Source organism: Clostridium sp. YIM B02500 (genome assembly GCF_022324665.1).
Taxonomy (GTDB): Bacteria; Bacillota; Clostridia; order Clostridiales; family Clostridiaceae; genus Clostridium; species Clostridium beijerinckii.
This window is the reverse complement of the sequence record NZ_JAKGTE010000059.1, coordinates 1-17,001: the sequence shown is the minus strand read 5'-3', so window position 1 is coordinate 17,001 and position 17,001 is coordinate 1. Positions and strand designations below refer to the sequence as shown.

Annotated in this window: 19 protein-coding genes and 4 tRNA genes; 7 read left to right on the top strand and 16 right to left on the bottom strand. The window is 28.9% G+C overall.

Annotated features, from left to right (window positions below; translation table 11 throughout):
- Positions 1–68 precede the first annotated feature (68 nt).
- Both L1S46_RS25640 and L1S46_RS25635 read right to left on the bottom strand, forming a co-directional pair.
- Complete coding sequence (locus L1S46_RS25640) at positions 69–1,190, bottom strand: phage tail sheath subtilisin-like domain-containing protein (protein ID WP_238901349.1); 1,122 nt, start codon at positions 1,188–1,190, stop codon at positions 69–71.
- A 12-nt stretch (positions 1,191–1,202) separates the two neighbouring features.
- On the bottom strand, positions 1,203–1,637 hold the full coding sequence (locus L1S46_RS25635) for a DUF6838 family protein (protein ID WP_012059576.1): 435 nt from the start codon (positions 1,635–1,637) through the stop codon (positions 1,203–1,205).
- Positions 1,638–2,127: 490 nt separating this feature from the next.
- Here L1S46_RS25635 and L1S46_RS25630 point away from each other — a divergent pair, with 490 nt between their 5' ends.
- Positions 2,128–2,793, top strand: a complete 666-nt coding sequence (locus L1S46_RS25630) for a hypothetical protein (protein ID WP_238901348.1) — start codon at positions 2,128–2,130, stop codon at positions 2,791–2,793.
- Positions 2,794–2,867: 74 nt separating this feature from the next.
- Here the strand turns inward: L1S46_RS25630 and L1S46_RS25625 are convergent, their stop codons facing one another.
- Together L1S46_RS25625 and L1S46_RS25620 are read right to left on the bottom strand one after the other, a co-directional pair.
- Positions 2,868–3,374, bottom strand: a complete 507-nt coding sequence (locus tag L1S46_RS25625; protein WP_087703312.1) for a hypothetical protein — start codon at positions 3,372–3,374, stop codon at positions 2,868–2,870.
- 201 nt (positions 3,375–3,575) lie between these two features.
- Complete coding sequence (locus tag L1S46_RS25620; protein WP_238901347.1) at positions 3,576–4,130, bottom strand: RNA 2'-phosphotransferase; 555 nt, start codon at positions 4,128–4,130, stop codon at positions 3,576–3,578.
- Positions 4,131–4,525: 395 nt separating this feature from the next.
- On the opposite strand from L1S46_RS25620, the gene L1S46_RS25615 reads away from it, so the two are divergent.
- Both L1S46_RS25615 and L1S46_RS25610 read left to right on the top strand, forming a co-directional pair.
- Entirely contained in the window at positions 4,526–5,101 is a 576-nt protein-coding gene (locus L1S46_RS25615; protein WP_238901346.1) for a hypothetical protein, read from the top strand.
- Positions 5,102–5,883: 782 nt separating this feature from the next.
- On the top strand, positions 5,884–6,456 hold the full coding sequence (locus L1S46_RS25610; protein ID WP_238901345.1) for a sigma-70 family RNA polymerase sigma factor: 573 nt from the start codon (positions 5,884–5,886) through the stop codon (positions 6,454–6,456).
- A gap of 295 nt (positions 6,457–6,751) precedes the next feature.
- On the opposite strand, the gene L1S46_RS25605 is transcribed toward L1S46_RS25610, so the two are convergent.
- The 4 genes from L1S46_RS25605 to L1S46_RS25590 all read right to left on the bottom strand — a co-directional run bounded on the left by L1S46_RS25605 (position 6,752) and on the right by L1S46_RS25590 (position 7,174).
- Positions 6,752–6,827 (bottom strand) — tRNA-Lys (locus L1S46_RS25605).
- A 78-nt stretch (positions 6,828–6,905) separates the two neighbouring features.
- Positions 6,906–6,981 (bottom strand) — tRNA-His (locus L1S46_RS25600).
- A gap of 7 nt (positions 6,982–6,988) precedes the next feature.
- Positions 6,989–7,065, bottom strand: a tRNA-Arg gene (locus L1S46_RS25595).
- A gap of 35 nt (positions 7,066–7,100) precedes the next feature.
- Positions 7,101–7,174, bottom strand: a tRNA-Gly gene (locus tag L1S46_RS25590).
- Positions 7,175–8,235: 1,061 nt separating this feature from the next.
- On the opposite strand from L1S46_RS25590, the gene L1S46_RS25585 reads away from it, so the two are divergent.
- Positions 8,236–8,670 carry a hypothetical protein gene (locus L1S46_RS25585; protein WP_238901350.1) on the top strand — a complete coding sequence of 145 codons (435 nt, stop codon included), beginning with the start codon at positions 8,236–8,238 and terminating at the stop codon, positions 8,668–8,670.
- Positions 8,671–8,916: 246 nt separating this feature from the next.
- Positions 8,917–9,231, top strand: a complete 315-nt coding sequence (locus tag L1S46_RS25580) for a hypothetical protein (RefSeq protein ID WP_238901344.1) — start codon at positions 8,917–8,919, stop codon at positions 9,229–9,231.
- A 130-nt stretch (positions 9,232–9,361) separates the two neighbouring features.
- Here the strand turns inward: L1S46_RS25580 and L1S46_RS25575 are convergent, their stop codons facing one another.
- The gene (locus tag L1S46_RS25575) at positions 9,362–10,255 is read right to left on the bottom strand and encodes an EamA family transporter (RefSeq protein WP_236897166.1); all 894 of its coding nucleotides are present in this window, start codon (positions 10,253–10,255) and stop codon (positions 9,362–9,364) included.
- A gap of 284 nt (positions 10,256–10,539) precedes the next feature.
- Between L1S46_RS25575 and L1S46_RS25570 the strand changes: the two genes are divergently transcribed.
- A complete protein-coding gene (locus L1S46_RS25570) occupies positions 10,540–11,442 on the top strand; it encodes an AraC family transcriptional regulator (protein ID WP_238901343.1) in 903 nt (300 codons plus the stop codon).
- Between the two features lie 147 nt (positions 11,443–11,589).
- The gene (locus L1S46_RS25565; protein ID WP_077856425.1) at positions 11,590–12,156 is read left to right on the top strand and encodes a DUF6143 family protein; all 567 of its coding nucleotides are present in this window, start codon (positions 11,590–11,592) and stop codon (positions 12,154–12,156) included.
- Between the two features lie 534 nt (positions 12,157–12,690).
- On the opposite strand, the gene L1S46_RS26585 is transcribed toward L1S46_RS25565, so the two are convergent.
- The 7 genes from L1S46_RS26585 to L1S46_RS25530 form a co-directional block, all read right to left on the bottom strand.
- Positions 12,691–13,467, bottom strand: a complete 777-nt coding sequence (locus L1S46_RS26585) for an AraC family transcriptional regulator (RefSeq protein WP_077856426.1) — start codon at positions 13,465–13,467, stop codon at positions 12,691–12,693.
- A 5-nt stretch (positions 13,468–13,472) separates the two neighbouring features.
- Entirely contained in the window at positions 13,473–14,069 is a 597-nt protein-coding gene (locus L1S46_RS25555) for a LysE family transporter (protein WP_077856427.1), read from the bottom strand.
- A gap of 169 nt (positions 14,070–14,238) precedes the next feature.
- Positions 14,239–14,658 carry a GNAT family N-acetyltransferase gene (locus L1S46_RS25550; protein ID WP_238901342.1) on the bottom strand — a complete coding sequence of 140 codons (420 nt, stop codon included), beginning with the start codon at positions 14,656–14,658 and terminating at the stop codon, positions 14,239–14,241.
- A gap of 281 nt (positions 14,659–14,939) precedes the next feature.
- Positions 14,940–15,293 carry an ASCH domain-containing protein gene (locus L1S46_RS25545; RefSeq protein ID WP_343217291.1) on the bottom strand — a complete coding sequence of 118 codons (354 nt, stop codon included), beginning with the start codon at positions 15,291–15,293 and terminating at the stop codon, positions 14,940–14,942.
- A 74-nt stretch (positions 15,294–15,367) separates the two neighbouring features.
- Positions 15,368–15,931, bottom strand: coding sequence for a nitroreductase (locus L1S46_RS25540; protein WP_238901341.1), 564 nt, complete (start codon positions 15,929–15,931; stop codon positions 15,368–15,370).
- Positions 15,932–15,998: 67 nt separating this feature from the next.
- Positions 15,999–16,526, bottom strand: a complete 528-nt coding sequence (locus L1S46_RS25535) for a flavodoxin domain-containing protein (protein ID WP_238901340.1) — start codon at positions 16,524–16,526, stop codon at positions 15,999–16,001.
- Positions 16,527–16,552: 26 nt separating this feature from the next.
- On the bottom strand, positions 16,553–16,702 hold the full coding sequence (locus L1S46_RS25530) for a hypothetical protein (RefSeq protein WP_238901339.1): 150 nt from the start codon (positions 16,700–16,702) through the stop codon (positions 16,553–16,555).
- Positions 16,703–17,001: the final 299 nt, after the last annotated feature.

Sequence of the window (17,001 nt, the reverse complement as noted above, 5' to 3'; positions counted from 1 at the left end):
GTTTATTTCTCATGCACTTTTTTATTAAAAATATATTTTTAATTTTTACTTGACTATTATTAGCTGGTCTAAATATATATTTGAAATTTAATATCTTCTATTGCATCTAAAATAATAACTTGTCCCTTAACAAAAACTTGTGAACCAGTGTTACTTTCTTTTATTTCTTGATCCTTCATAGCTGAAATATCTATGCCTTGACTCTTTAAGTAAGCTTTTTGTGCATCTAAATCAATTTCTGCTATATTTTGACCTTCAATGCTGCTATCAAGCAGTCCATCAAGCTCTAATCCTTCAAAATATCCATTAATAGCTGCAATAAGCAGACACTTATGATCATAATCATTTGGATATTTTCCAATATAATTATCTTCAGCTGTTGATTTAATATCATCATGTATTAAATCCATAATATCTACTATTTTAATCTTTTTAAAATCTTCACCTTTATTTTCAATAGTAGTTACAAAGCTATTTACAGCTCTATCAATTTTAACTTTCTTTCCATCGTTAATTAAAATTAATTTTCCTGCATCAATTGCTGCATCTCTTTCTTCTTTCTTTAGATGCGGAACATCTACTACTTCCGCAAGTGGTGCATAAGTAGCACTAATATTTAGCGAAGTTCCTGCTAGCATTCCTGCAATTCTTGAACAGTATTCTGCAGCAGTATAAGTTCTAGCTGCTGTTTTTATATCGTCGGTAGCAAAGTTAATTACACCTTCACTATCAACTGGGCAATGTGGAAGTACTGCTTTAACTCTAATATCCTTAGCACTTCTTAATTGTTTAATCCATGTAGCAAAATCTGTTGCTCTTGAAGTAATATTTGCCTCCGTATCAGCCTTTCCATCTGCAGTCTGACCAATGCTTGGAACTACTACATAATCCCATTTAATAGTTTCCAAATAATTTTGAGCTTCTGAATAATTAGCTGCATCTGGTGCTTCTATATAAGCAATCACTTGTTTTGGTGGATTTTGATATCCTATCATGGCAAGTTTTATTTGTTCCTTACTAAAATCTGATAAAGCTTCCGGCATTTCATCTATAGTATCCATTTTTATTGGATTACTATAATTTGCTGGCATTGTATCCTTTAATATAAGTACAACTACGCCTCTTGTTCCTCTCTTTGCTGCAGTTATTCCTGCTTCTTTAAAAATAATGTCTACTGATGGTTCTCCCATGTTTATTCCTCCTTAAATTTTAAAATTAAATGTGCCTGCTTTAGGGCTTTGAGGGGCATTAAAGTTTCTGTCTTGTGCAAGATCTATCTTGAGTTTCAAGTGTATTTCTGACATTTTTGCTCTACCTCTCAACTTTCTTATCTTTGCAGTTCTCCCTAGTACCTTTATATATCCATCACTAAAGATTTCCCTCATTGCATCCCAAACTTCATTTTGAGCTATTAAATCAACATTCATAAGCTCATCTAGCGGACCAAAGTAAATAATCTTCATAGTTATGGTATTCATATAACTATTTCTATTTAAGTCTGCTTGCCTGCTGGTAACGTAGCGAATAAAAAAAGAAGGTCTTACAATTTCCTTCTCTAGCTTTGATGTATATATTTTTGTATTTGGGAATTTTTCAACTAACATTTCATTAATTGAATTAATTAATTCATTAATCATGAACCTCCTCCTGTAATCCCTATTTTATTTTCTGCTTGCTTTTTAAAATTTCATTGCCAAGCACTCACCACCTTTTCACAAATTACTTCCATTACAAAAAAGTACCCAGCCTGTAATTAACAAGCTAGATACTTTTTATATATGAGATTTAATATTTATGAGAGGGAACTTATCTTCTGTTCCCACTTACTATTATAAGCCTTCTTTTTTTTAATTTCTTACACACTTTCTCTAGTTTACCTATAATTTTCTTATAATTTTTATTTAATGAGGTTTTTAAGCCTAATAGCAACTAATATATCCTTTTATTTCCGTAAATCTCTCCACCTATCCTTGTTCCAATTTTTATTATTATATGTTAACATTTTATTATACAATTTTTTACTTTAAAGCTTAACATAATAAAGCTTTAATATCATGTTAAATGTTTGACTATTAATATTTAAATCTCTTATTACTATTTTTTAAAGCTATATAAGGAGGACATATATTGAAAAGACTTAATTACATAACACTTGCAACATTAATTATAGTATCTTTTACAGCTATTGGCTGCAACTCAATAGGTAAAAATGATAATTCTGATAAAAACCAAACTACAGTTGAAAATAAAACTGAAGAATCAAGTAAAGATACAAATAAAAATGATAATTCTGAAACTCGTGGAAACTCTCCAAGAGATCAGTCAATTTTTGAAGAAAACGAAGAAAGAGATAATACTGAAAGAGATAAAAGATATAAAGAAGTGGATAAATCTAAACTGAATTATGATAAAACTAATTCTTCTCTTACTTACTATGAAACTGAAAATAGCTTTGTTGGCAGTGAAGCTGGAATACCTAATGTAGATAATAAAAAATACAAAGATATATTAACTGATTATACCTATGCATGTGAAGTAAATCCAACAAAAGTAACTTATGAAAATGCAATAAGACTTGCTAAAAGCGTGTTGCCTAATGATATAAAAGAAATAAGAAATAAATATGATAATTCCACTGGAAAAACTCATATAGTTTACTCCTCTAATCAAGGTAATTTTGTATTAGGTCTTGCATATGATTATGACGAATCTCATAATTCTGGTTTCACCCCAAATTCCAAGAATAATACTATCGTTGGAATAGATTATATGAAAGAAATAACAGAACAATAAAGAAGGACTGTAGTAAGATTTGCATAATAACAAATCTACTACAGTCCTCTATTTTAAATTAATAAAATATCTTGTTAATTCCAATTTCCATAAACAGGAGTATTACCAGAATTATATCTTATCCTGCAATCTATGAACATACCATAAGTATCATCAGAAATTTGATTTCCATTTCTATCATATAATGCTCTGATTCTAAGATAATCTGGGTGACTTGTACCATTTTGTGATCTGCTTTCAGTATATGGTACTACTACTGTTCCTGCCGGATATGATGCTTGAAAACTTCCTGATGAATCATACATTCTTACTGTACTATCAGTGCGGAAATATCCAGCTGGTATTGCGCTTGATCTAAATAAATATTCACACCAATCACTAATATCAGCATCTGGATCTAATCTACCATCAACCCAGCTCCCTGAAGAATTTACAAACTTTATAACTATTGCAATTGGTCCACTGCTTGTAACTGCAAATCGTTCTTTGTATCCCAAACTTCCTATTCTTGTGTTATCCTCAATATTTGTAGAATATACTGGTATACTTGATCCTGACATGTTAATTCCTAAATAACCCATAATTTTTTCCTCCTAAAATATAAAAATAATTTTAATTAAGCCTTTGAGGTTAGCTAACTCATTTGCTTTACATATACTTAAAGAAGTTTTTCTTCCATTTTGTAAACATAAAAATCAATTAAATTTAAATTTTCTTTAGCTTTAGTTATTATTTTTGATTTTTGACAACTAACTCTGGTTATTTATAGAATTATATGGATTCTAATTAGTTCTAAAAACCTCAAAATATTTTACTGGAACATAATCAGTTAACCACACTTTGTTTTCAGATAGGAAGAATTTATATCCATCTTTATTCATCTGCTCACTGTTAATTTTAAATATAACTAATTCTCCATGTCTTTTACCTACTTTTGTTGCTGTTTCTATATCAGCTGATAAGTGAACGTATTGTCTATTCTGTTTTTTAATACCTTCTTTGCATATGCTATCTATAAACCTGCTTGCAGTTCCATGATATAATACTTTAGGTGGCTTAACAGCTTGCAATTTAAGATTAACTTTTATTGAATGACCTTGGTTCGCTTTAATTCTAGTTTTATCATTATTAAATGAATATCTTTGTTTACCATCTTCTACAACAATTCTTTCAATATCTGAAATTGTTACCTTATATCCTTTTTTATTTAATCCCTTAATTAAATCAGAAGTATTAATATATCCGTATTCATCTAAAGTTAATCCAATTTCTTCTGGTTTATGCCTGAGTATAAGGCTTATAAATTTACTAATTCTCATATCTTCATTACTTATCATCGATTAACACCTCATTTTCTATAATCTATTAGCTTATATACCTCTACATAGGTTTACTACTTTCAAAGCTTATTTGATGATATACTCCATACATAATATATATTTTAAAATACCAAAAACATTTCCTATTCATATGTGGGTTTCAGTAGTAATAAAAAAGAAGCCAGCTCGTTTTTTTACCAATGTTATTGTGATCAATTAAATGACTATTTTAGTCTCTTTGCAAAAGTAATACTTAGATTAAAAAGCTTTTGATAAATATCTTTTAAAATTAACAGACTAAGTTTACTCTTCGTATATATATCTACTTGACACTAAGTAACACTTCTCAACGTAGCTAATATACTATTATAATGAGACTTATAACTACATCAAAATAAAGGAGAATACAATACATGTATAATAAACAATTTCCTTGTTGTCCTTACTACATGAATCAAGTAGCTCACCTCTCTTTCAATGCAAATTGGAGAAATACAATACAAAGTTTTACGGCCATTAGTGGTACCATTACAATGATTGAGGATTTTTATCCAACCCAAGATGATGAATCAGCAGGTTGCTATAAATTAATGTCACTCGAAAGCATTGAAAGGGGACCAGTAAATTTTGTGATATCTCCAGGAACTTATTTTGTGGATCATGAAATGGTAGTGGCTGGAGACGAGGTGACTGGATTCTTTGACGCAAACGCACCTGCTCTTCTTATTTATCCTCCGCAATATCCTGCAATTGTTATGGCAAAAAACACAGAAAATCAAAATGTTACTGTAGATTATTTTGACTATCTACTTATAAGTAGCGATGGAAATTTAAAGCTCAACATAGCCGAATCTACTGAGATAATTCTAACAAACAATCAGGCCTTTAATAGATATCCAGGGAATAGAAACCTAATTGTTGTCTATGGGCCTGCAACTAAGAGCACACCTGCTCAAACCACTCCATATAAAATCATTGTCCTTTGCTAAATCAATATATTTTATATTAGTGTATACAATCTGCTTACACCTTACTTTTTCTGTAAAAAACTAGATTGCTCTTAAATGCTCAAAAAAACTTAGCAAAAGCTTCCCATTACAGACATAATGTCCATTTTAATAATACTGTTTTTACATTTTTCTAAAAAATATAGTAATAGGCTATATCTATATAGTAAATAGCCTATTACTATTATTATGCCGCATTTTTTATCCTTTTGCCTAGATTTCTTATGAATATTTCCCACTATTTTCTTACACTTTTCAAATTTAATTTATTCAAAAATCCTATTTCCAAATAATTTTTGTATTTATTTTTTACCACAGTTCTTTTTATACTAAATTTCATATTGTATCCAAACACATTTTCTACATCATATATGTAAATACTTCTAAGCACATTAAATCTCTTATTGTTCCCATTCTTATCTATTAATCAACCAATTCTCACTACTATTTATTCTTGCAAAAGATAAGAAAACTTATCTTACTAACATTTCTTAGTCATCCACGTAATTAATCGTATTACAAAACTTTCCATAAATGCATTATTGTATTTAGATGAATAAATCACACATAAAAGACTGTTATTTCTAATAAAAATCTTACTTCAACCCAATCTACAATAAATTAATATAATTTATTTTCTATTTTTATGTAAAATGTACATTCTCGGCCGTATATCTACATGTAGAAATTAACTTAACAATGAACACAACATATGTAAATTAATTAATTTATTTTGTAGCCATTAAGTGAGAAAGGAGGTTCATATGGATTTTGATTATATTGAAAAACTGGTGAGAAGATGTAAAAATAATGATGAAACCGCAAAAGAAAAATTAACTGATGAGTTTAAGCCTTTAATCTATAATATTTCAAAGAAAACTTTTGTTGATGGATACAGCACCTACGATATTCAGCAGGAATGTTATAAATCACTTTTTAAATCTGTTTCCATGTATAATTTGGAGAAGCATAGGTTTGTTGCTTATGCTACTAATGCAATAAAGAATAATGTAAATGATTTGATTAGAAAAACAAATTTCAGAAGTTCTACTGACAGTCATGATGCTTTAAGTTTTAATGCTAGTTTTGAAGAAGATATCCCTTCACAAGAAATATCTATTGAGGCTTCATTATGTGAAATCTGTGATTGTGAGGATTTAAAGTTAGCTCTTAGAAATTTAAGCGAAGAAGAAATTGAACTTATAAATTTTATATTTTATAAGAATCATACTGTTAGTGAATATGCTGCTTTTAAAGATATGTGCTACTCTACAGCTATTTTAAAAAAGAAAACTATTTTAAGAAAAATATTTAATAACATCACAGTATATTATTAAAATCTAACAGCTCCAAGGTTAACATTTACCTTAGAGCTGTTATTTTTATTATATATGCTATCATGAATTTCAAATTTTCGCATTTTAATTCTAAGTTATCATTTTTCTTAACCTTTACGAGAGATAGCATAAACTTAAATAATACAAAAAACTAATTCTTGGGCTATATATTTCCTCTGCCTACAAAGTCATCTATAAATTTGACTTGATTATAATTTTTCTTTCCTAAATAATAAAAAACCTAAAGCATCAAAGTATATTTAACTATACCTTCTCTACTTTAGGTTAAACAATTTGGTGGCTCACCCGGGAATCGAACCCGGGACACCATGATTAAAAGTCATGTGCTCTACCGACTGAGCTAGTGAACCAAAATAATAATCATAATAGGATGCTTTTGCAAATAATTAAACTAAATCAATTTCCCTGCAGCCTACTAATGTTTTACATGGGGTGAACGATGGGACTCGAACCCACGACAACCAGTGCCACAAACTGGCGCTCTACCAACTGAACTACGTTCACCATTATATGGTGCGTTTTAAGGGATTCGAACCCCTGGCCCACGCCTTAGAAGGGCGTTGCTCTATCCAGCTGAGCTAAAAACGCATATTATTTATTATGTTGCAAACTTTTTATTTTTTTGGAGCGGGTAGTGGGAATCGAACCCACCTTTCCAGCTTGGAAGGCTGGAGTATTACCGATATACGATACCCGCAACTAATCTGCTTGTTTATTATATGTTACATATTATAGGTTGTCAACATAAAAATTTAATTTTTTTCAAATAAAGTGCTGAATATTGTATTTTTTTCCGCAAATTCACCGTATTTATAAACCTCTCACTTAGCAGTATCACACGCTTTGACTTTTTTCCTCGCTAAATTAATATAAATTTATAAATATATTTAAATTTCTATCTCTTTGGATATAATGCTTTTCAATAATAAGTTTATATTTGAAATTTTAGTAAGCAAACTGCTCAATAAATAATCTAATATTAAAAATTTAATTATGCTATTTAACTAAATTTTGATATTAAATTAGAATTCACTCTCAATTATTTATTAGCCTCTTCTTTTTTATTCCATGTCTTATTAAATCAAAAATCAAACCATAAAATAAAAATGTTAACAGATGTGCTATATATATTTTTATAGTCACAGAAAATTGAGCTTATAAACTTTACCTAATTACAGTACCACTATCTAACCAAGTTCTAGATGACTCAACTAATATTTTTTTCATTTACTCCCTCCCACATTTATTTTCATAAATAATTATTTCATATTAATTTATCATTGCCTTAATTATTTTTTATTCCCTTCTAAAAAATTCAATCATATATTATACTCCACTAAAAGTTGTCAATTTAAATACTAACCTCTCCTTAAGCCGCATTTTTCAAGCATATTCTGAAGAATATATATTCTTCTATGGTAATATTCTAGAGAATATTTATTCTCTAGAATAAATATTGTGAAGAATATTAGAATTTTTTCTATTTCTGCATATATCCTAAGTGAGATAGCTGAAAATTCAAAATAGCTCTTCAAAAAAGTTATCCTGCAAGAAGTAAGATCCAAATTTTGCATGTGATTAACAGAACTCTTTCATTTGATCTTTTATATTTAGAAGCATACATTTCTTTTCTGTTATCATTTATAGAAAGAATGTACAAAAAATTTATTATAACATTTAGTAAAGGAGAACACTTATGAGTAAAATAAAAAAAATGAACCACTAAAAAATGATTTTGCTCCAGATGAGAATGAAGAAATAATTGGTTTTACACCTGAACCAGTCATTTCTGGCAAGTGTATTTCATCTTTTTCATTTGATGATGATGAAGATGAAAAAAATATTGCTATGTCCAATAACAGTAATAATGGCTCGTCTATTGAATCTAATAATCCTGCTCTAATCATCTCATTTGATGATGAAGCAGCATCTACCCAAAATGTTAAAGCATCTAATTCTAATATCCTTGCAGATAATAGAAAAGTTTCATTAGCAAATGGCATGGCTCCACCTATTGATGGTGAATTCCTAGATATTAAACGAACTTATATGCTTAGATCTTCTACTGTTAGAAAAGTTAATGAATTAAAGAGCAGACATCCTGACTTAAATACCTATGTAAGTACTATAGTGGACATGGCTATAGCTCACTACTATAATTACATAGTAAATGAAGGCAAAAAAAAAGAATAATCTACTAGGGTGTAATAGATCATTCTAAATACTGGTTATCATTTATTTAATAAGGGGTAAATAATGATTAACTATCTTATAAATTTATAATACTAGATGAATATGTCAATTGTATGACAAGCTATAATTTTCTAAATCAGTTCTTAGAATTTTGTAATAGTCTATTTTTCTTAACTTGCCACAATATATTTTGAATATAATTTCACCGCTTTCAAATACTATAAATTATGAAAGGTGGTGAGTATAATGAAAAAATTTATTATTACATTTTCTATTTTTTTATTCTTATTACTTAGCATAAATACAGTAAATGCTTTTGCTGCTAGTAAAACTTTAACTCAAGGGCTGTATACCTTAAAAGACTCAGGCTTATCAGCAGGCATTGATTATAATGTTGAAAATAATTCTTCTGGTAGAGCCATACTTCTTATAGTTGATAGCACTCAATTAATACAGGAGCTAATTCGTTTTGAACCTAATTCTCGCAAATATATCATGAAACCGCTAAATTATGGGGATATAATTATAATAGTTACTACGGGTAATTTAGAATTCTCTTAATGAGTATACTTATGATTTTATCAATACCTGCCGACTCATTGTCATCCAGCTATCTATTAATCTACTTAAGCATTTTGTATTAATATGCTGATATATTGAACTAATTTTCATTCTATATTGAAACAACTTTTTATTGCTTTATACGAGACAAAATTATAATTGTAGTTATAATACATGCCGTTCCAATCCATTGTGCTATTCCAAGCTCTTCATGTAACCATAATACAGATAATATAGCAGCCGATAAAGGTTCAGCTGATGATAATATACTTGACTCTGTCGGCTTTATATAATTTAAACTTTCTAAAAAGCAAGTAAAAGCAATTAACGTTCCAAATAATACTACAAATATAATAGCTAATATTGAATTAGTAGACCAAATTCCAGTGCAATTCCATGGCTGCTCAATAAAGCTAAAGGATATTCCTCCTATTAACATCCCCCACCCAACTACTAATATGGATCCCCATTTTCTAAGAAGTAAGCGAGGTTGTAAAGTATAAAAGGCTGCTGCAAATGCTGATGCAATTCCCCAAAACAATGCCAACCTTGAAATAGATATACTATGAATATTCCCCTTTGTAATTATAAAAAATGTCCCTAGCATTGCTAGTCCAATAGCAATAATTTCTTTAAGCTTTGGAATTTTTTTATTACGAATGGCTAAATAACAAGTAATTATTACTGGTGATGAATATTGAAGTATTGTTGCTGTTGCTGCATTCCCATATTTAATTGCTGCAAAATATGTATATTGTACACCTAGCATGCCTAATATACTAAAAAATATAAGACTCAAAGCATCATTCTTACTTTTCCATACTTTCCATATATTTTGCTCACCTTTCATAAAAGTATATAATAATAAAATTATTCCCGATGATAATAAACGTATTACAACAAGCCACTCTGGACTAAATCCCTTTTTCTGAAATAAGTATTGAGCAGCAGTACCTGATATCCCCCATAACATGGCTCCTATGATTACCAGGATTATTCCTTTTATCCTTGGCTGAAAGTTCACTATACTTCCTCCTTTTTGTATTTATTCTTAATTAACTTATATATACTGCAAAAATAATTCTTCACCATAATTCTAAAAATATTGCAAGAATTTTAGCCGTAATTGTGTATTGTTAAATGTGCATTATGAATTGGAACACATATAATCATTTGCAATATATATTTTAGCTAATTGCAATTATATTGATTTAATATAACAAATATGTAATAATTTTATTATTATTTATGGCATTAAACAATTAATATATTGTCAAAAATTAAAACTATATTAGCGAGATGATAAATATGCAAGCAACAAGAATAGAAGTAAATGATAATTTGCAAGAAACAGTAAAACATGGTTCTCATGATTTTCCACTAGCAATTTATACTGACAAATTTAATCTGTTTGAAGATGGATATATAAGATGGCATTGGCATAAGGAAGTACAATTTTCATATTCACTATATGATAAAGTAGTAGTTTTTATTGAAGATGAAGATATAATATTATCTCCAGGTGAAGGAATTATGATAAATTCAAATGTACTTCATCAAATTAAACCATATGAAAATATCGATTGCATGATGTTTTCCATTGATTTTGATTCAACTTTAATTGGAGGAAGTGAAGAATCACTTATTGAAAAAAAGTACTTATCTCCAATTATTGAGAGTAATAATTTGAAATTTCTCTCTTTAAAACCTGACGTTCCTTGGCAAAAAAGAATCTTAGCGCATCTGGAACAAGTTTTTATATTATCTCATAAAAAATCATATGGATATGAATTAGAAATGAAAAATTATTTAAGTATTGTTTGGTTAAACTTAATTAAAGAAATAAATGAAGATATTAAAAGAACTGTACCTTCAGCATCAAATGATGATGAACGTGTGAAAATGGCAATGCAATATATTCAAAAGAATTATGCAGATAATATTGATCTAGATAGTATCGCAAGAGCTGCAAATATCAGCAAAAGTGAGTGCTGTCGAAGTTTTAAAAGAATTTTGAAAGTAACTCCTTTTGAATACTTAATGGAATATAGAGTTTCAAAAGCAGCAGAGCTACTTCTAAAAAATAAGGATTCCATTTCTAATATTTCTCTCGATGTAGGTTTTAATGGCATAAGTTACTTTGGAAAAGTATTTAAAAAGTACAGGAATTGTTCTCCGTCTGAATATAGAACTAAATATTGCCGCAAGTAAAGTAATTATAAAATATATACTATACCTACAGCGCTATGGCTTACTTTTATTAATAACATAAGCATTTTATGCATTTACGGAATATTATATATATAAAGAAACTCTATGGTACTATTTATAAAAATTAATCCGTAGGAGATGTAATTTATGTTAGAAAATAATAGTAATTATATACTAGATAATAAAAGTGGTAAATTACAAGAAGTAGTTAGCATTCCTATTTCTTTATATAAATCAATGAGAGGAAGATACTTTGTAGGCCAGACAGAAACTTTATTTGTTGGTAATGGTTCAAATGCCTGGGCTGGTTTAGTAAATCCACGTAATTCAGATGTTAATTTATATGCAAATGTATTTACTATTTCAAATTTATCTAATGACTATTTAACTGCCCAAATATGGTTAAATACTAGTTTTCCTGAAAAAGCTTGTGTATCCCGTAAGACCTCTCCAACCAACACTGCGTTAAAGCCAATACCAAAAAACAAGGTAGATATTAGATTTATTGAGTCTACTAGAATTGTTCCTAAAGATGGAGTTAATGTATATGAAAGAATAGTACCTCCTAATACAACATTAGTAGGTGAGGAAGATGGAAAGTTTATAGAAGCTCCAGGTGGAAACTATACTCTAATTATAAAATCATCAAATTTAACAATTGATAAGGTAGTAGTCGCATTTGGATGGTGGGAAAAACCAATATGTAAAAAGTAGATTCTATTAAATATCTCGCCTAATGTTCCCCCCCATATGAATAATTATTTTTAACTCGCATATACTATGATTGCTTCTCATTATGTTATTATTTACGAAATCCATTTTGACTCCATTATTGGGGTCTTTTTTATGCAAAGAATTATTTATTAATATTTAGAATTATTTAAACTTCCCCTTCATATAATTAAAGGAAACCTCTTGAGTGTTATTTTTTTGTTCTCTTGGTTACCCTTAATTCATAGTTACTTTTTTGTTTTAATCCATTCACTTTTTGGCCCCTTATTTTAGGGGCTTTTATTATTTTTTACATGAATAATTTTATGAAATATCCACAAACTAGAATGTCTTCATAATCAAATCAAAACTCCATTTTTGATCTATTTAATTCTAAATATGTGATATTTATATTATGTATTATTTAAGATATATTAGAGCATGATATAAATCCCCCATAAATATTAATTATCACATACATATATGCCCCTTTATTGGGGCATTTTTATATTTAACAAAAGTCATAGAAAAATCACCTTAATTTAAGTATGATAAATATTCAAATGCTGTTATTCCATATATGCTTTTAAAATGCTTATTTAAATGTGTTAAATCAACAAAACCACACTCTGCTACTGCTGAATAAACATCTCTATTTTTCTCTATTAACTTTTTTGCCATTTCTACTTTGCAGTTAAGAAAATATTGGTATGGTGAAATTCCAGTATTAGCTTTAAATAATCTAATAAACTGAAATTTTGACATATTAAGCTCTCTACAAATATCATCAAGCCTTAATACATTCTCTAAGTTATAATAAATCATATTCTTTGATTTTTTGATTAAAGCATTTTCTTTCTTGTAACTTATACAAAGATCAGTTTGTGTAAAACTATCTGCAAGAGATAAAAAAAATTCACTACACAATGCTTCATCTTTTCCTCTTAATATTGCATTAGAAAGATTTAATATTTGTCGTTCAAGTCTATAATTATAAATAATAGGAGAAGAAAAACGAACTATATCCTTTTTTTCAATACTCTCTAAAAATAATTTTGGCTCAATATATAACATAATATAATCAAGACCTGTCTCATCATGTGCCATTCCGTCATGTGGCTGTTCAGGATTAAAAAGCATAACACCATTTTGATAAGATAATTGCAAGCTTCCATCTAAGTTATACTGCTGAATGCCTCGCAACGTTACACCTATTGCATATTCCTTATGAGAGTGTTTCTTATATTTAAAGTCAGCAAAACTTGCTGATAACGCGATAATACCTGCTGATTTTTTATATACAAATTTGTCCACACAGATCACCCCTTAATCAGCTCGCCTACACCAGATACTATTATTGCAGAATAAACTAAAAATAATGCCATAATTATATTAACAATTTTTTGATGTTTCTGCAAAAATGTCTTAAAGATTGTACCAAAAAGTACCCATATAATAAATGCACCAAATCCAATAATTGTTATATATGCAACAAATACCATTAAAGTAGATAGTTTAGTATAGTATGGCATAACAAAACTCGGAATTACTGTCATTGTAAATAATACGACCTTTGGATTTACAAACTGCATAAGAAAACCCGATAAAAAAGTTGCCGTTTCTTTTGCAGTTGATTTTGATGTATCCATCTTGCATATTTGATAAGCAAGATAGAGAATATAAAGACTTCCGATTATCTGCATGATGCATAGAATTTTTGGCAAAACCGCCATAAGTGCAGTATTTAAAATAGCTGAAATAATAAGTAATAAACCAAACGCAATAGTTGCTCCATATGTATACTCCATTGCTTTCTTTGTCCCCCAATTATTTACCGTAGACAATATTACAATATTCGTAGGTCCAGGCGTAACTGTAACAATAATACAGTAAATAAGAAAAGATGTAATATTCATGAATCAAGCCCCTTTCAAAGTATTCTCATGAATTATACATCTAAACCTAAATAGCATATAGTATATTATTGCAGGATTACATTCCCCAATAACCTTCTAGTATGAATCATATAATCGTCTTACTTTTTGTTTATTTCATCTTTTACTGTAATTATTTCATTTACCTATATTAATCTAAATTCTTTTTCATCAATATATGTAGGCAATCTTCCTCTAAATAAGGTTCTCCCTGCTTTTCATACCCTTGTTTTTCATAAAATTCTGCAACTCGTGCCTGTCCTGACAACATTACGCTTTTTCCACCTTCTCGAGTAATACTATCTTCTGCAGCATTAAGTATTTTTGCCCCAATATTTTTCCCTCGCCATTCCTTTAAAACAGCTACTCTTCCTATGATAAATGACTGTTTCTTACTATCAAAATAGATTCTACAGGTTGAAATTGGCTGTTCTCCTTCATACATAACCATGTGCTTAGCAATTCCATCAATTTCATCAAACTCTTCAACAAAGCCCTGCTCCTTTACAAACACCTCTACTCTTATTTTTTTAGCCTCTTCTGGCAAGTAGTTATACTCTTTAATTATCATTTTGCGACCTCCTTCAAAACAAAAGGCATCCAAAAGCTAACCTTATAGTGTGAAAACACACCGTACCTACGGCTGGCTTTTGTATGCCTTATAATACAATCATCCGGTGATGAAAGTATAAGCTCTTATTTATTTTTTAAGTAAATTATATATAAAAATTTGTTGTAAGTCAACGATAGATTTTATCTATATTTATATAATGACTTATCAATTATTTTAGATACTTTCATTGGTCTATTATTCAAAATAAAATCCATTTTTATCGACTTTATACCAACTATCTATTTACATACTAATTCAAATTCTTCACAAACAACAACCATATTTTCATCAAAATCAAGATCATACTCTTTTAATTCTTTTGAGAAAAAATCTTTATGTGCCTTTCTCCAATATGCCAAGGACAAATCTCCTTCTCCCTCCTTAAGTGCATGATTTTCTGACACTTCATTAAATGAACAAGTATGAACTTTGGTCGTTTTAGTTATGCAAACAGCATTATTATCAGTGTCTAATATAATATTTAAACCACCCACTGCTGGCAGAGGACTGTTTTCAATTTCATATAGCTGATACGCTGATGCAGTTGCTGTTTTAATACCATTTGCAACTAGTTTTGCGAGTTTATTTGCAATCGAAGCATCTCCACCAAAACACCAAGCATCATAAGTCTTACCGTAGAATCACTTATTACTTAGCCCCACAAAATTTATATCCATCTTACAACCTCTTCTAATGGCTTTCGTGGCCTTGGATATGGTGATTGATCTGGATATCCAATTGCTACTGCTGCTACAAGTTCATCTTTGCAATTTAACCATGAGCATATTTCTCTGTCACAATAAAATATGTCGCAAATCCAAAGAGTTCCTAGTTTAAAATCCTGTGCTGCTAAAAGAACTGTTTGTATTGCGGCCCCAATTGATTGAGTATCAGTAAGTGATCTATGATGATTATAATCTTCTTCAATATTAGAAAAAGTATTAAATACTAAGATTACTGCCGATGCTTCATTAATTGAATTCATACTTGACTCCAGGCTACCAGTAGATTTATCCTCTTTTTTATTCTGGTGTAGTGAATTCTCCATAATTCTTACCATCTCATCTTTTGTGTTATCCTGGGCAACAATAAACTTCCATGGTTGACGATTCTTTCCTGACGGTGCTTTAGTTGCTAATTCTAAGATCTTTTCTATTATTTCTTTTGGTACTACCTTATCTTTAAACTTTCGTATACTTCTACGCTCTTCTATTGCTCTTATTACATCCATACTAATCTCCTAAATTTAATACTTTTACTTGAATCATAAATCTACAGTTACTTATATTTATTTACTCTCACGAATTAACATAAGCTATTATTTTCCCTATATTCTTCTTATCTGTAAAATCTACTGGTTTATCATAAATAGCAAGCATTCCTTTTTCATCTGCTGATAAATCTTCCTTTTTCTTATTTTTTATTTTCCATTTTAATAATGTCATAAGAAATTTATCAAAAGAACTTAGCTTATTATAATTAAATCCACCTCTTAGATAAAAGAATTTGATATATTTTTGCTCATCTACTGTAAAGTTTTTATTTATTACTTCGTTTATAACATTATCTCTTAAAGGTGATGCTCCTGTTGTAAACACTACTAACCTCTTATCTTTAATTTTGTTAATGTTCTTTTTGATTAATCCTATCCCAATAATGCCTACTGCATACAAACTTCCACCATAAATTATAGTATCATACTTATTCAAAATATTAATATCAACATTTGATGCATTAAAAATATCTGCTGATAGCTCTTCTGCAATCCACTTCGCATATTTTTTTGTAAAGCCTGTTTTAGATTTATAGATTACTACTGTTTTCATTATCCACCTCTATCTAATCAATTATATTAAATTACAGTTATATAAAGATTATCTTTTTCTTTGTAGACTTCATTAATTTCTTCTATTTTTTCATCAAGACTTGGGCAATTTTTAGGGGCTTTATCAAGTTCTCTTTTATTACAAGCATGAATAGAACACAAAGCACGATTATACATTACAAAATCCTTCTCCCATTATGACCCTTTTTGAAATACTATGATTTACTCATAAATTTGCTGCATAATCATATTCCATATTAAATCAATTATAACATATATTGTTTATTTATTTTGTTGTATATTTTCCATAAACTGTGTCAATAATTAAAACATAACTTCATATTAAAATAAAAAAGAGATAGCTTTTATTTATTATCATTCACCTGATTTTTCGCTATCTCTATTTGGTACTGTATAAGTGTAAGTGTAAACCATAAATAAATGGTTATACATTTGCACTTATTTTTATTTATAAT

Coding starts and splice junctions, on each gene's coding strand:
- L1S46_RS25640 (WP_238901349.1), bottom strand. CDS start 1,190: ATGGGAGAACCATCAGTAGACATTATTTTTAAAGAAGCAGGAATAACT.
- L1S46_RS25635 (WP_012059576.1), bottom strand. CDS start 1,637: ATGATTAATGAATTAATTAATTCAATTAATGAAATGTTAGTTGAAAAA.
- L1S46_RS25625 (WP_087703312.1), bottom strand. CDS start 3,374: ATGGGTTATTTAGGAATTAACATGTCAGGATCAAGTATACCAGTATAT.
- L1S46_RS25620 (WP_238901347.1), bottom strand. CDS start 4,130: ATGATAAGTAATGAAGATATGAGAATTAGTAAATTTATAAGCCTTATA.
- L1S46_RS25615 (WP_238901346.1), top strand. CDS start 4,526: ATGTATAATAAACAATTTCCTTGTTGTCCTTACTACATGAATCAAGTA.
- L1S46_RS25610 (WP_238901345.1), top strand. CDS start 5,884: ATGGATTTTGATTATATTGAAAAACTGGTGAGAAGATGTAAAAATAAT.
- L1S46_RS25580 (WP_238901344.1), top strand. CDS start 8,917: ATGAAAAAATTTATTATTACATTTTCTATTTTTTTATTCTTATTACTT.
- L1S46_RS25570 (WP_238901343.1), top strand. CDS start 10,540: ATGCAAGCAACAAGAATAGAAGTAAATGATAATTTGCAAGAAACAGTA.
- L1S46_RS25565 (WP_077856425.1), top strand. CDS start 11,590: ATGTTAGAAAATAATAGTAATTATATACTAGATAATAAAAGTGGTAAA.
- L1S46_RS25555 (WP_077856427.1), bottom strand. CDS start 14,069: ATGAATATTACATCTTTTCTTATTTACTGTATTATTGTTACAGTTACG.
- L1S46_RS25550 (WP_238901342.1), bottom strand. CDS start 14,658: ATGATAATTAAAGAGTATAACTACTTGCCAGAAGAGGCTAAAAAAATA.
- L1S46_RS25540 (WP_238901341.1), bottom strand. CDS start 15,931: ATGGATGTAATAAGAGCAATAGAAGAGCGTAGAAGTATACGAAAGTTT.
- L1S46_RS25535 (WP_238901340.1), bottom strand. CDS start 16,526: ATGAAAACAGTAGTAATCTATAAATCTAAAACAGGCTTTACAAAAAAA.
- L1S46_RS25530 (WP_238901339.1), bottom strand. CDS start 16,702: ATGTATAATCGTGCTTTGTGTTCTATTCATGCTTGTAATAAAAGAGAA.